Annotated in this window: 12 protein-coding genes and 1 tRNA gene; 7 read left to right on the forward strand and 6 right to left on the reverse strand. The window is 57.3% G+C overall.

All coding sequences use genetic code 11. The annotated features are described in order from the left end of the window. The first annotated feature begins 13 nt into the window (after window positions 1-13). The 6 genes from C8N31_RS14265 to C8N31_RS14290 all read left to right on the forward strand — a co-directional run bounded on the left by C8N31_RS14265 (window position 14) and on the right by C8N31_RS14290 (window position 6,605). Complete coding sequence (locus C8N31_RS14265) at window positions 14-970, forward strand: ABC transporter permease (RefSeq protein WP_025047785.1); 957 nt, start codon at window positions 14-16, stop codon at window positions 968-970. After that, window positions 967-1,782, forward strand: coding sequence for an ABC transporter permease (locus tag C8N31_RS14270; protein ID WP_025047786.1), 816 nt, complete (start codon window positions 967-969; stop codon window positions 1,780-1,782). The genes C8N31_RS14265 and C8N31_RS14270 overlap by 4 nt, the downstream gene beginning before the upstream one ends. After that, complete coding sequence (locus C8N31_RS14275; protein ID WP_025047787.1) at window positions 1,779-3,416, forward strand: ABC transporter ATP-binding protein; 1,638 nt, start codon at window positions 1,779-1,781, stop codon at window positions 3,414-3,416. Before C8N31_RS14270 ends, C8N31_RS14275 begins: the two co-directional genes overlap by 4 nt. Before the next feature lie 181 nt (window positions 3,417-3,597). After that, window positions 3,598-5,349, forward strand: a complete 1,752-nt coding sequence (locus tag C8N31_RS14280) for a DUF4214 domain-containing protein (protein WP_025047788.1) — start codon at window positions 3,598-3,600, stop codon at window positions 5,347-5,349. A 234-nt stretch (window positions 5,350-5,583) separates the two neighbouring features. Further along, a complete protein-coding gene (locus tag C8N31_RS14285) occupies window positions 5,584-5,985 on the forward strand; it encodes a MarR family winged helix-turn-helix transcriptional regulator (RefSeq protein ID WP_231476757.1) in 402 nt (133 codons plus the stop codon). A gap of 122 nt (window positions 5,986-6,107) precedes the next feature. Next, window positions 6,108-6,605, forward strand: coding sequence for a cysteine hydrolase family protein (locus C8N31_RS14290; protein WP_231476759.1), 498 nt, complete (start codon window positions 6,108-6,110; stop codon window positions 6,603-6,605). Window positions 6,606-6,611: 6 nt separating this feature from the next. Here C8N31_RS14290 and C8N31_RS14295 read toward each other — a convergent pair whose 3' ends face one another. Beyond that, the gene (locus tag C8N31_RS14295) at window positions 6,612-7,838 is read right to left on the reverse strand and encodes a hypothetical protein (RefSeq protein ID WP_037918188.1); all 1,227 of its coding nucleotides are present in this window, start codon (window positions 7,836-7,838) and stop codon (window positions 6,612-6,614) included. Window positions 7,839-8,052: 214 nt separating this feature from the next. Here C8N31_RS14295 and C8N31_RS14300 point away from each other — a divergent pair, with 214 nt between their 5' ends. Continuing rightward, complete coding sequence (locus C8N31_RS14300; protein ID WP_025047792.1) at window positions 8,053-8,889, forward strand: alkaline phosphatase family protein; 837 nt, start codon at window positions 8,053-8,055, stop codon at window positions 8,887-8,889. A gap of 19 nt (window positions 8,890-8,908) precedes the next feature. On the opposite strand, the gene C8N31_RS14305 is transcribed toward C8N31_RS14300, so the two are convergent. The 5 genes from C8N31_RS14305 to C8N31_RS14325 all read right to left on the reverse strand — a co-directional run bounded on the left by C8N31_RS14305 (window position 8,909) and on the right by C8N31_RS14325 (window position 14,604). Next, window positions 8,909-9,865, reverse strand: coding sequence for an alpha/beta hydrolase (locus C8N31_RS14305; protein WP_025047793.1), 957 nt, complete (start codon window positions 9,863-9,865; stop codon window positions 8,909-8,911). Continuing rightward, a complete protein-coding gene (locus tag C8N31_RS14310) occupies window positions 9,862-11,739 on the reverse strand; it encodes an acyl-CoA synthetase (protein WP_025047794.1) in 1,878 nt (625 codons plus the stop codon). Before C8N31_RS14310 ends, C8N31_RS14305 begins: the two co-directional genes overlap by 4 nt. Before the next feature lie 233 nt (window positions 11,740-11,972). Beyond that, a complete protein-coding gene (lysM, locus tag C8N31_RS14315; protein WP_025047795.1) occupies window positions 11,973-12,404 on the reverse strand; it encodes a peptidoglycan-binding protein LysM in 432 nt (143 codons plus the stop codon). A 65-nt stretch (window positions 12,405-12,469) separates the two neighbouring features. After that, window positions 12,470-14,293: an ABC transporter transmembrane domain-containing protein gene (locus C8N31_RS14320; protein ID WP_025047796.1), complete on the reverse strand. Its 1,824-nt coding sequence runs from the start codon at window positions 14,291-14,293 to the stop codon at window positions 12,470-12,472. Between the two features lie 236 nt (window positions 14,294-14,529). Next, window positions 14,530-14,604: transfer RNA gene (locus tag C8N31_RS14325), tRNA-Gly, on the reverse strand. Between the last annotated feature and the right edge of the window lie 296 nt (window positions 14,605-14,900).

Below are 14,900 nucleotides of genomic sequence, written 5' to 3' on the forward strand. Positions count from 1 at the left end.
GGGCCATTAGCAAATGCACCCGATTTTAAAACTCATTGTCCAGCGCGTTGCGCTGGGCATTATGCTGCTGTTTGCAGCGTCCATTCTCATATTTGGCGGCACGATGATGCTGCCCGGCGACGTGGCCCAGCAAATCCTTGGCCAGTCTGCGACCCCTGAAAACCTTGCCAATCTGCGTGAAAGCCTTGGCTTGGACGAACCCCCAGTATCCCGCTACTTTCAATGGCTTGGCGGTATCCTGCAAGGCGATCTGGGCACCGCGCTGACCAATGGCCGCGATATTGCCGAAAGCCTTGGCGGACGTCTCAAAAACACGTTGTTCCTTGCCTTCTGGGCCGCTGCGATCTCGGTTCCGCTGGCAATTTTTCTTGGCCTGCTGGCCGTGCGTTACAAGGACCGCATCCCTGACAAGGTGATCTCGGCCGTGACACTGACCACCATTTCGATCCCTGAATTCATGATCGGCTATGTTCTGATCTACTGGATTTCTATCCGCCTTGGCTGGTTCTCCTCCGTTGCGATTATCAATGACAGCATGTCGCTTGGCGCGAAACTCAACGCCATTGCGATCCCGGTTATGGTGCTGACCCTTGTGGTACTGGCCCATATGATGCGCATGACCCGCGCGGCGATCCTGAACGTTATGCAATCGGCCTATATCGAAACGGCTGAGCTTAAGGGTATGGGCATGCTGCGCATCATCGCAAAACACGCCTTTCCCAATGCCATTGCGCCCATCGTCAACGTTGTGATGATCAACCTTGCCTATCTGGTTGTGGGTGTGGTCGTGGTCGAAGTGGTCTTTGCCTATCCCGGCATGGGGCAATATCTGGTGGATCACGTTGCCAAACGCGATGTGCCTGTGGTGCAGGCCTGCGGTCTGATTTTTGCCGCCGTGTACATCGGGTTGAACCTGATTGCTGACATCGTCTCAATCCTCGCGAACCCACGGTTGAGGCATCCAAAATGAAGAACATACCTCTTTCCGCCCTCATCGGCCTGTTCTTCACCGGCCTGTTTTTCCTCATGGCACTTTTTGCGCCGCTCATCGCGCCTTATGGCATGGCCGAAGTTGTCGGCGATGTCTGGGAGCCGTCCTCATCCGAGTTCTTGCTGGGCACGGACAGCATCGGCCGCGATCTGCTGACGCGTTTGATCTATGGCGGGCGCACAACGATCTTTATCGCGACCATGGCCACGATCCTGAGCTTCACACTTGGCTCCGTCCTTGGCTTTTTTGCTGCGGTGTCGGGCGGTTGGGTTGACCAAGCCATCAGCCGCTTTGTTGATTTGATCATGTCGATCCCATCGCTGATCTTTGCGCTTGTAGTTCTGTCGGTCATGCCGACAACCACATTCATCCTGATCCTTCTGATGGGCCTTTTGGACAGCACACGCGTCTTCCGGTTGGCCCGTGCTGTCGCTGTAGACATCACGGTCATGGACTACGTCGAAGCGGCCCGTCTGCGGGGCGAAAAAATCGGCTGGATTATCTTCCGTGAGACCCTGCCGAATGCGCTCTCCCCCCTCGTGGCCGAGATGGGTCTGCGCTTTATCTTCGCGGTACTTTTCATCTCCACACTGTCTTTCCTTGGCCTTGGCGTACAGCCACCGCTGGCGGATTGGGGCGGGATCGTGAAAGAGAACAAGGAAGGCATCAACTACGGCATTCAGGCGGCGCTTTATCCAGCTTATGCCATCGCCATTCTATGTATCTCGATCAACCTTGTTGCGGACTGGATCCTGAACCGCACCACATCGCTGAAAGGGGGCCGGGGATGACCGAACCACTGCTTAAGGTACGCGGCCTCAAAATTGGCGCGACGATCTATCCACCCGGCGAACGTCCGCGGGATATCGAAATTGTCCATGGCGTCGATTTCGATCTTGAGGCGGGCAAGGTGCTGGGCCTGATCGGCGAATCCGGCGCGGGTAAATCCACCATCGGCCTGGCCTCCATGGCCTATGGCCGTGGCGGTGTGGAATTGACCGGCGGCGAGGTTTGGGTCAATGGCCGCGACATCCTGCAATCAGGCCTGCGCGATGTGCGCCGCTTGCGGGGCGCCGAGGTTACTTATGTGTCCCAATCTGCGGCGGCATCGTTCAATCCCGCCAAAAAGATCATGGAACAAGTGACCGAAGCCGCGATCTTTCAAGGTAAGTTCTCTCGCAAGGAGGCCGAGGAACGGGCGATCAACCTGTTCACCAAACTTGGCCTGCCGGATCCCGAAAACATCGGCAACCGGTATCCGCATCAGGTTTCCGGCGGCCAGTTGCAGCGCTGCATGACGGCGCTCGCGCTGTGTCCCGAGCCGGACATGGTGGTTTTTGACGAACCCACCACCGCGTTGGACGTGACCACCCAGATTGACGTGTTGGCCGCGATCAAAGAGGCGATCCGCGACACCGGTGTGGCCGCGCTTTATATCACCCACGATTTGGCCGTGGTGGCGCAGGTCAGCGATCACATCATGGTTCTGCAACAAGGCGAGATGGTCGAATACGGCACTACCGACCAGATTATCAACGCCCCGCGCGAAGACTACACCAAGGCACTGGTTTCTGTCCGGTCGATCAACCACGAAGAAAAAGTGCCCACCGACACGCCGCTGTTGCGAGTTGAGAATGTCACGGCCCGCTATAAAGGCACCAACTTTGACGTGCTCAAGGGCATAAATGTGGAACTGCATCCGGGCCAAACGCTGGCCGTTGTCGGGGAAAGCGGATCTGGCAAATCCACCCTTGCGCGGGTCATCACCGGGCTTTTGCCAGCCTCGGACGGGCAGATCGTCTTTGACGATCACACGCTCACCCCCGATCTGGCCACACGCCCGCTGGAGGATCTGCGCGAATTGCAGATGATTTACCAGATGGCGGACACCGCGATGAACCCGCGCCAGACCGTAGGCACGATCATCGGCCGCCCGCTTGAGTTCTACTTTGGCCTCAAGGGCAAGGAAAAGCAGACCCGCATTCAGGAACTTCTGGATGAGATCGAATTGGGCGAAGGGTTTCAGGACCGTTATCCGGCGGAACTGTCCGGCGGCCAGAAACAACGTGTCTGCATCGCACGGGCGCTGGCGGCGAAACCCAAGCTGATCATCTGCGACGAGGTCACATCGGCCTTGGACCCGTTGGTGGCGGACGGCATCCTCAAGCTGCTGCTCAAGTTGCAAAAGATCGAGGATGTTTCCTACCTGTTCATCACCCACGATCTGGCCACGGTTAAGGCGATTGCCGATAGCATTGCGGTGATGTTCCAAGGCGAGGTTGTGCGCTATGGCCCCAAGTCGCAGGTGCTGGCACCGCCCTTTGATGACTACACCGATCTGCTGCTCAGTTCCGTTCCGGAGATGAAGCTTGGCTGGCTCGAAGACGTTCTGGCCCATCGCAAGATGGAAAGCGCCGGGAACTGATATGGATTGAGAAAAGGAAAGGCCGGGCGGACTTGCCCGGCGTTTTTTGCTATGAGGCTGCTTTGGTGGTACCCGCAATAGGCACACTCCCAACCAACTCACAATCAAAGATTGAACTTGCGACCAACGCATTGGGGGGGGTTAACAGGTTACTGTACACCCATCAACGACGGGCAATTTTATGTCACAATTCTTTATTTGTTCGGAGCCAGCTTTTGTGAGGCCGGTCTCCGAGGATTATGTCGATCCAACAGGAGCCTACACCACATTCAACAACCATTTTTCCACAACCTCAGTCACATTTGAAGCTTTGGGCGAAGCGGAGTTGAGGACCACCTTAACGGGTACTTTTCAGCAGGACGGCGACGGCAGGATCACAGGCACCATCATCGGCATCAGAACGACGCGTGAGGAACCGTCCTATGTTTACGATGGTGTCCCAATCGAGCAAACGGTTGTTCAGCTTGACCTCAATGGCGTTGATTTCAGTCACTACCCCAATGCCGTAAACGGCAATGGCCAATCCAATGATCTGCCTTGGACCAACGAATTGGATGCGGCCTTTTTTGCCGGAGATGACGAAATCACCGTTGAGGCATTGTCAGATGGAACAACCCCGCTTGTCGTAAACGGGCATGATGGCGATGACCGTATTCAGATAGAGCCTGAGTTTTACGATTTTTTCGGCAATGTGTTGGTCAGCGATCAGATATTACCAGATCCTGACATCGATCTCACCTATGATGAACGCTGGAAGACATTTGCCCCCTCAGCGAACGCCGTAATCGAAGGCGGCGCCGGTGACGATTATATCCAGTCCTCCATCGGTGATGATACAGTGTTTGGCGGAAGCGGCGACGATTTCATATTCTCGTATATCGGGCAGGATCGTCTTTACGGCGGGCCGGGAAATGATGAACTGAGATCGACCGAAAAAGGGATGTTTGGCGGCGATGTGTCTTCGGGTGCAACAGCTGTTTATGACTATCCAAGCTCTAATTTTGTCATAAATGTCGAACAGAACGTCGCAAGGTTTCATGTTGGCCAGCAGCCCCTCGTACCGATAGACCTTTACGAGGGCATTGGCCCTTCTGTGCCGCTGGACACAGTTTTGCTGATGCGAACGATCACCGTCGAAGACAAAGTGGCTGACAGAGAAGGCACAGACACCCTGTTCAACATTGATTTCCTGGAATTTCAGGACCGCACCATTGATCTAAATGAGCTGAGCACCTTTCATTTCCATACCAACGATGAGGTGCATCACATGACAGGAGACGCCGCAGCCCTCAACATTGGCGCGCTTCGGGATGCGGTTGAATTGAGTGACGCACAGGCCCGCGAATTGGTTGAGATCTACACCGCGTTTTTCGACCGTGCGCCGGATGCTCTGGGCCTGTATTTCTGGGCGCAGCATGTGGTGAAGGGGATGTCCCTCGAAGAAGTCACGGGCCATCTCGCCAGTTCTGTCGAGGCGCAGGCGTTGTTTTCCTTCGACGATGACCCTTCTGCATTCATTTCCTCCGTTTATCAAAACGTCCTGAACCGTGCGCCGGATGCCAATGGCTTGGCGTTTTGGTCCGGCGTTTTGGAGGGCGGCCAGATTAGTCGCGGCGAATTGGTGCTTGAGATCATCCGCGGCACCCGGGCCGAAGCTTCCGCAGATGACAGTGCGGAAACTTTGTCTCAACGGACCGCCGATGCCCTGTTTCTGGAGGCGAAAACCTATCTGGGCCTCTATTTCTCGTCCTACATGGGGATGAGCAATGTCGAACATGCAGATGCGGTGTTTGAAACCTTTGACGGCGGTGCCTCCAGCTTTGCCGAGGCCAAAACAATGATTGAGGACTGCCATAATGCAGCAATGGATCCGAATACGGGTGAATTGCTGATCACTATGGTTGGCATCACCGGCGGGATGTTTGACGCGTAAATGCGAGCGCATGGCAGGTTTCTTCGCCGAGCGTTAGGCAACTCTTAGAACGTCAACTTCGCCCCGAAAGTCAGCGTGTGGCTTTACACAATCACCAGACCCGGGTCCGGTGCGATTGCCCGGTTTAACTATTTTTCCGCATCTTATTGACATTACAAATGTCATAATGACATCTATAGTGTCATGAATCACTTGCACCAAATATATCAAGTTATCTGGCAATCCCGCCCCCTGATGCAGGCTGCGGAAGCCGCAGTGGAACGCGGTCTTGAGGGCAGCGGGTTGACCGTGCGGATGCGCGCCGTGCTGGAAATCCTCGCAGATGGCGGCGCAGCGACGGTGCCGGACATCGCGCAGCGCCTTGAGATCAAGCGGCAATATGTGCAGCTGATGATCAATGACACCCATGCCGCCGGGTTCACCGAGGCGGTGCCAAACCCCCGCCATCAACGCTCCAAGCTCATTGCCCTGACTGAGGTCGGGCAAAGGCTTATCACACAGGTCATGCAGCGCGAGAAGGAATTGCTGAAAAGGATCGGGGGCGATCTGCCTGATGGCGAGTTGGGGATCACGCTCAAAACCATGCAGCAATTGATCGCACGGCTAAAGTCCGCGACCGAGGAGAAGACTCCATGACGTTCCTTCTTTCTGCTCTTGTCATTGGCGGTATCGCCCTCTGGCTCATTCGCGGCATCTGGCGCATCGGCCGAGTCAGTAGCGGCCCGCGCATAGAGAGCCGGCCGGCCACGGCGCTTGTGATGATCGATTTACAAACCGTTTTTTGGAGGGATGGCCCCTATAGCCCTGATCAGAAAGCCGGTGCAGAAACCGCCATCTTGCAAGCGGTGGAACGGGCCAAGGCTGATGACATCCCCGTCATTGCCCTGCGGCAGGAATGGTCGATCCCTGCAACCAAGGTGATTGCCCGTCTGGCCATGGAGGGGGCTGCCGTGGCCGGCACCGAAGGCACTGAAATCGCCCCACCCTTTGCGGACAAGGCGGATCACACCTTGGTCAAACGGGTGCAGGACGGTTTTGAGACAGGTGCCCTCGATCCCCTGCTGAAAAAACTTGGCGTTGGTCATCTCCATCTGATGGGGCTGGATACCGCCTATTGCGTGGCCAAAACGGCGCTTGCTGCCCGCGCACGGGGTTATCAGGTGACAATTGACAGGCGGACGATCCTGGCCGCAGATCAAAAGACCGCTGACAAAGCCTTGAAACAGCTCGAAGAAACAGGCGTTACGTTGATCTAGCCCGGATCAAAACGTCAGTTTCGCCCCGATGATCAGCGTATGAGATTGCACACCCGCATCGCCAACCGCCTTGGGCATGATCAGCGGGACAAACCCGTCGTTGAACATGTATTCCACGCCCAATTTCAAATGCTTGTTCATGTCCACTTCAAGGCCCAGCACCGCCTGATCCATCTTTTCCCACTCCGTGCCCTTGGCCCCCTGCACACCGCGGCTCAGCGATAGGGAATAGGTGGCGGGTTTGCCAAACAGCTTTGACCGGTAGCGGCCCTGAAGGGTTAGTGCGCTGACCTTATGCCCCGTGGCAGGCCAGATGCCGGTGGTTTTGGTGAATTCTGCCATCAGGTCATAGCGATCCCCGCTCAGCGTTGCGTTCAGGTTATAAGCGCCGTTCCACACGCGGGCGGTTCCGGCAGAGGGCGGATGATGGGCAATCGCGCTGTCATAGATCGTACCGCGCAGATAACCGCCCCCGAGTTGCAGTTGCATCCCGCCCTTCAGGTCCAGACGGTGCGCAAGGTTGAGCGCGTAATTCTCATAATCACCATCGTTGTCCGGGCTGTCCACAACCCGCAGGCCGCGATGGCCGGGGATCAAGGTGAACGCCAGTTCGGTATCCTTGCCCAGATACCCCACTTCGATCACCGGATCTTTCGATTGCGCCCAAAAGTAGTGATTGCTGTGGGAATGGGTGAAGGGGGCATAGGTGGCAAAATTGCCAAAATTCACCGTTTTGCGCCCCACGGCGAGATAGAACGGAGACCGATCCAGATCGCCAAGCGCCACCCAATATTTGCGCAGCTGCAGCGCATCCTGACCGGGGTATTCGACTTCGGTGTATTCGGCTTGGGCAAATGCGGTGACCAATGGCAGGGCCAATGTGGCATGCACGGTGGCCTCATTGACCACGCTGTAGACGTCAGAGGTGCCGCTGGTGTGGGTCGGCGGCAGCCGCGACAGGATGGGGAATTTGCCAGCAGTGTTAGTACGCTCGGCAATGATGGTAGCAAAAAGCCGCCCGCCAAAGGTCAGCATACCAATCTCGCCCGATTGCTGCGCCCGCAGGGCAATGCCCACTTTGCCCGTTACATCCTCCTGCCGGTCCAGCATCCGTTCCGAATACCGCAGAGAGGTACCCACCGGCGGCTTGGCCTCATCCGCCCATCCCCCACCTGCCCCGGTCAACAGGCAGAGCCCTGCCAAAGCACCAGTAAACTTTTGAAAGTACGACATGAAATACGCCCGCCTGATTTGCTGCCCACCCAGAATACGGTGTGTCCAGTCAAATTATCACGGTTTCGTGATCGACTGAATGGCCTTTATTGCCACATGGGCCAGTGGCCTTGGGTGACGTGGGGCAAAGGCATAAATTTTGCCCGCACTGCCCCCTTTCTATTCAGAAAAACATCTGTGATGGTTCTTCAAACCACAAGCAATGAGGTGCCACATGGACAACAAACTTCTGCTGATCATTCTGGACGGCGTACCCTACCGCAACTGGCGCAGGCTGTTTGGCAATCTCGAAGGCTGGGTGGACAGCGGCGATGCACGGGTCTGGAAAATCCGGTCGGTCCTGCCCTCGATCTCTGCCTCTTGCTATGCTTCGATCCACACTGGCGTCGCGCCTGCGGTGCATGGCTGCACCGGCAACGGCAATGTATTCCGCCTGAAGGAAAAGGACGTGTTCAGCCAGGTCCGCGAGGCGGGCGGGGTTACGGGCGCGGTTGCGCACAGCTTCTGGTCAGAGTTCTTCAACCGCCATCCCTTCGATTATGTCCGCGATGTGGAATATGACGAACCGGACAGCGCCACGATCAACCATGGCCGGTTTCACACGATGACAGGCTATGGTCAGGCCAATCAGATGACGCCCTCTGATGTGGATCTGTTTGGATCGTTGACCAACCTGTGCCTGCGCTTTGGTCTCAACTACGGCATGCTGCACACCTGCACGCTTGACAGTATGGGCCACCGGTTCTTTCACGAAAGCCAAGAGATGGACCACGCCTGTTTCGTGATGGACGAAATGCTGGCGCCGTTCATCCCCAAATGGCGGGCGGCAGGGTATGAGGTGATTGTGACCGCCGATCATGGCCAAGATGCACGCGGCCACCACGGCGGGCGCGACCCGCTGCAACAAGAGGCGGCGCTGTACTACTTTGGCCCCGCCGAAGGGCCGGCGGAGGATACCGTGATTGACCAATTGCAATTGGCACCAACGATCCTGCACCGGCTTGGCGCCCCCATTGCAGACACTATGAAAGCCAAAAGCTTTCTAACTTAATGGATTAGGACGGGCGGGGTTACTCCCCCGCCTGCGCCGTTTCATAGGGCCACTGCCCTTGCCCCAGTGCCGCGACGCCCTCGACCACCCGGTCAAAGAATGCCGCCGCCCGGACCGAACAGGACCGCGCCCGCAAGCAGGCATGCACCATGCCATCCACGTTGAACCACACCGCCTTGCCGCCCGCACCTTGCACCGCATCTCGGTACGCGCCGCCATCGCTGGACAGTGGATCACATTGAGCGGTGATCAAAACGGTTGGCGGCAAACCGCTGAAATCGCTATCATGCAGGGGGGCATATCGCGGATCATCTTTGGGCGGCTCCAACCCGCCAGTGCGCACAGTGAGGTAAAACTCCATATCCGCAACAGTCAGCTGCGGCGCATTGGCATGTTCCACATAAGACCCATGCGCCCAATCCCCGCCCAGACCGGGATAGATCAACACCTGCCCTTTGACGCGCCCGTCAATGCGGCCCCGCGCATGGTGGGCCATCGCCGCCGCCAGATTGCCGCCCGCACTATCACCGCATAGGATCAGATCACCATCAAACGCATCTGAAATGGCCGAGAAGGCCGCCCAGGCATCGTTGAAACAGCCCGGAAAAGTCACATCCGGCGCAAGCCCGTAATCCACCGAAACCACCCGATAGCCCGTGCGTTTGCAGATTTCGGCGCAGACATCGTCGTGGCTGTCCAGACTGCCCACCACAAAGCCGCCACCGTGGTAGTAAACAACCGTCACCGCGCTATTGGGCACTTCATACCGGCGGCAGGGCACGCTGCCGTAAGGTTCATCCGTGACCGTGACGCCCTCGGGACGCCCCTGATAAAAGATCGCGCACATATCGTCATAAAGACGCCGCTGATCCTCCACCGTCATTTCAACCGCATTGGGCGGATAGGCCGCGTCGAGCCGGGCCATATAGGCCCAGGTCTCTGCGTCGATCAGCTTTTGATAGTCAGGCGAATTCACACCAGATCCCACGCACCGGTGAAATCATTCAGCACATTGGCCACATCCCCTTGGGATGCGCCATTGCCCGCAACCTTGGCGACCAAACCGCGCTTTTTGTCATCAACCACCGAAGTCACACGTGCCGCGACGCCTGCTTTCTCCAGCTCTTGGTTAAAGATCCGGGTGATCGCGTTTTTGCGCAGATCCGGTTTGAAGATCTTGCCAACCGCCGTCTTGGGCAACTCATCCAGGATGGTCATATGCTTGGGCCGCGCGGCGCGTTCATGCACTTCTTTCTCGCAATGCGCCAACAGCTCTTCCGGAGTGACGGATGCACCATCCACCAGTTCCACAAAGGCACAAGGCAGCTCGCCCGAATGCGCGTCCGGCTGGCCAATCGCACCGGCAAAGGCCACGGCCTCATGGCTCAGCAACGCCTCTTCGATCTCAGCGGGATCAATGTTGTGACCGCCGCGGATGATCAAATCCTTAGACCGGCCAGTGATCCACAGATACCCATCACTGTCCACACGGCCCAGATCGCCTGTGCGCAGGTATTTGTCTTTGTAGTAAAGGTCCGCGTTCTTTTCCGCCTCGGTATAGGTGTTGCCCACATAGACACCGGGGTTGGACACGCAAATCTCGCCGATCTCGTCAATCGCCGCCTCCACATCACCCTTGGCAGTGCCTTTGATGATTTTCACATCTGTATAAGGGAACGGAATGCCGATCGAGCCGACCTTTTTTACCCCATCCACAGGGTTGCCCGACACAAGGCAGGTCGCCTCGGTCATGCCGTAGCCTTCGACAATGGTCATGCCCGTGGTTTCCTCAAATCGGCGGAACAGTTCCAGCGGCAGCGGCGCAGAGCCTGAAAACGCGGTTTTCACGGTCGAGATGTCAGCATTCACCGGCACCTGCATGGTGGCCGCCAGTGCCGTCGGCACCGACACAACAAAGGTCACTTTCCAACGCTCAACCAATTTCCAGATGTTGTCGAATACCCCTTCGCCCCGATAACCCTGCGGGGTTGGGAAAACGATATGCGCGCCAGAGGACAATGCCCCCAACAACATCACCTGACAGGCCATCACATGGAACAGTGGCAGCGGGCAAAGCATCACGTCGTTCTCATCCAGCAGCAAGGTCGAGCCGACCCAGCCATTGTAGATCGTGCCGGAATACAAATGCTGTGCGACCTTGGGCATGCCCGTGGTGCCGCCCGTGTGGAAATAGAACGCGACGCGGTCTTCTTGGACATCCTCAAAGGTCAGCGTTGTGGGCTGTTTGGCCACTTCGGCATTGAAGTTCTTATATTTGGCCTGGTTCTCGACCCGGCCCTTGGGCCGCACCAGTGGGACAATCCAGGACTTCGGCGGCGTCAGATAACGCACCAGATCCACTTCGAGAACCGTATGCACACCCGGCGCCAGCTTCACCGCTTCGGCGGTTTTCTCGGCCACATCTGTCTTGGGGAACGGGCGCAGAGTCACAACAACCGATGCGCCGGTTTCACGCAGGATGGAGCCAATCTGTTCAGCATCCAAAAGCGGGTTGATCGGATTGGCGATCCCCGCCACACCGCCACCCAACAGGGTAATCGCGGTCTCATTACAATTGGGCAGCACATAGGCCACCACGTCTTTGGGCCCTATCCCCAATGACCGGAACAGGTTCGCCGCCTGCGTCACACGGCCATGCAACTGGGTCCAGTTCAGCGTTTCCGCCTTGTCCTTCGGACCCGAAAAAATCTGATACGAAATCGCGTTGTGGTTCGGAAACTTCGCGGTTGTATCACTCAACAACCCATAAAGCGTCTTGGGCACACCCCGATCCGCCCACGGCATTTCCGCCTCAATCGCATCGCGATCAACCATCCCGGCAAATGTCATCGCCATTCCTCCCCTAAAGTGCCTTTTTCGGCTTTGTTTTCCCTAAAAGGCAGGATGCGGCGAAATGCGTAATTTCGCAAGCTTGCAAGGACCATGGACGCCGCGTCACCTTCTATGACGTCACGACAAAAGGCGCCGCGCAATCCTGCTCCGGCGCCTTTCACCTTTTTGGCCTTCAATACTCCGGGGGGTGCGGGGGGCTGGCCCCCCGCCTTTTCACCAGAATAAAGCGATCAGGCTGCGGGGATGCGCAGCACCTGACCAGGGTAAATCTTGTCTGGATCGCTGAGCATTGGCTTGTTGGCCTCAAAGATCTCCATGTAGCGCGATCCCTTGCCCAATGCCTTTTCCGACACCGCCCAAAGCGTGTCACCCTTTTCAACCGTGTGGAACACCGGATCGGCGTCGCCGCCCGACACGTCATCTTCTACCGCTGCCACGCCTTCGACGTTGCCAACCGCAAGAATGACCTTTTCTTTCATTTCCTGGCTGGCCGCCTTGCCGCTGACCTTGACGGTGTCGCCATCGACCGTGATGTCCAGATCATCGGAATCCAGACCCAGCTCTTTCAGCTCGTCCTTCAGAGCCGCACCGGTCACCTCTTCATCATCACCGCCGCCAAAAACTTTTTTGCCAGCGTCCTTCACAAAACTCCACAAACCCATCTCAATACTCCCATTGATGATAAAGGTTCGGCAACAGCGCCGAACCGGAACAGATCCCGCTCAGGCTACTCTGCCGCCATCCCGTCTGTAAACTGCAACCGTGCCAGACGCGCATAAAGCCCGCCTTTGGCGACCAGTTCATCATGGGTGCCGGTTGCCACGATCTGGCCCGCCTCCAAAACCACAATCCGGTCCGCCTTTTTCACGGTCGCCAGACGATGCGCCACAATCAACGTGGTGCGATCCGCGCTCAGCTTGTCCACCGCCAATTGCACCGCCCGTTCGCTTTCGGCATCCAGTGCCGAGGTCGCCTCGTCCAGCAGCAGCACCGGCGCATCCCGCAAGATGGCTCGAGCAATCGCGATCCGTTGTTTTTGTCCGCCAGACAGCATCACGCCCCGCTCGCCAAGATAGCTGTCGTAGCCCTCTGGCAGTGCCGTGATAAACTCGTGCGCGGCGGCGGCGCGAGCCGCCTGCTGGACATCAGCGTCCGAGGCATCAGGGCGGCCAAAGCGGATGTTTTCGGCAGCGCTGGCCGCAAAGATAACCGGATCTTGCGGCACCAGCGCAATTGAGCGGCGGAAATCGTTCCGTGCCAGCCTGCGCAGATCAACCCCATCCAGGGTGATGCGCCCGGACGCAGGGTCATAGAACCGTTGGATAAGCTGGATGATCGTGGTTTTGCCCGCGCCAGACGGGCCGACAAAGGCCACCGTTTCACCCGGCGCGATGTTCAGTGTCACCCCGTCCAGCGCAACAACATCGGGACGGGCCGGATAAGCAAAATGCACATCCTCAAAGGCGATCAACCCTTTAACCGGCTGCGCCAAAGGCGTGGCATTGGCCGGATCCTGCACTGCATCTTCGGTCTGCAACAGCTCGACCAGACGTTCTGTGGCACCGGCGGCCCGCTGCAATTCGCCCCAGATCTCTGACAGCGCGGCAACCGCCCCTGCGACCATCACGGCGTAGATGACAAATTGCACCAAGGCCCCAGCCGACATCTGATCCGCCCGCACATCTCGCGCCCCGATCCAAAGCACGCCCACCACGCCCGAGAAGACGAGGAAAATCACGATCACAGTCATCGCCGCGCGGGTCTTGATCCGCCGCCGCGCCGCGTCAAAAGAGGCCTCGGTCATCTGGGCAAACTGGCCCCGGCTGGCCATTTCATGGGTGAAGGCCTGCACCGTTTGCACCGCTGTCAGGCTTTCGGATGCATTGCCCGAGGATGCCGCGATCCAATCCTGGTTTTCGCGGCTGATGACACGCAGCCTGCGGCCAAGGGTCAAAATCGGGATCACAACCGCCGGAACAATCAACAGCACAAGCCCAGTCAACTTGGCCGAAGTGAGCAGCATCAACACCAAGCCACCAAGGAATATCAACACGTTACGTAACGCAATTGAGACCGAAGATCCAATCACAGACAAGATCAGCGTGGTGTCCGTGGTGATCCGACTGAGGACTTCACCGGTCATGATATTTTCATAGAACGCCGGGCTCATCCCGATCACGCGATCAAAAACCGCCTTGCGAATATCTGCCACAACCCGTTCGCCCAGACGGGTGACAAGCGCATAGCGCAGCCCCGTCCCAACCGCGAGAAGGCCCGCAATCACCAAGGCCGCGAGAAAGTACTGATCCAGCAGCTCAGGCTCACTGGTGCCAAAATTATCCACCACACGGCGCACCGCCAGTGGCAAGGTCAGCGAAATCACCGCCGTCGAAATCAGCGCAAGAACCGCGGCGATCATCAAGGCGCGATAAGGCCACATAAACGGTGCCAGCGCCCTCAGCGCCCCCAACTTGCGGGATTTCTCCCGTTCAGCGTTGGCAGTGCCTGCCGGAACCGGTGGAGGGGTGTTTGGGGTCGTGCGCCGGGCCATGAAACATCCTTTGTGGTGGTGCATCGGTCATGGCCCGAGCCAACGGCAGGGTCAAGCGCCCTACTGTCGCGGCAGGTCAAAATCGTCGGATGGGAAAATTGGAGCGGGCGGAGGGAATCGAACCCTCATCTTCAGTTTGGAAAGCTGGTGCGTCAATTCCAATAAATGTTTTATCTACAGTAGCATAACAAAACATGCTGTGGCTATTTGTAGGCTATCTGTCGGAAAAGAATTGTTGGAGCGGGTGGGGGGAATCGAACCCCCATCTCCAGTTTGGAAAACTGGGGTCTTAACCATTACACAACACCCGCTCAACAAAATGATGCATATTTCATGGGGTTGCGGGCGTCAAGACGGCGTTTATAGGTTCCCCGCAATTTCGCATCCAAGGCGAGCGAATATGGACCTGTCTCTATAGGCCCAAATCTGCACCGTTAAACGGCAAAACCGGTCTTCAAGCCATTCGCTCTCTTGCGCCGCCGTCAAACGAGCTCTCATGTCCCCCTGCCCGTCTCGCTAAGAACTCTGCTAGAGGCCGTGGCAATCCTCCCTCGTATTCAATTATGGCTGCCCGCTCTTCAAACTCATCTACCTGGTCTGCAAAAGC

It is taken from the genome of Sulfitobacter mediterraneus (genome assembly GCF_003054325.1).
Taxonomy (GTDB): Bacteria; Pseudomonadota; Alphaproteobacteria; order Rhodobacterales; family Rhodobacteraceae; genus Sulfitobacter; species Sulfitobacter mediterraneus.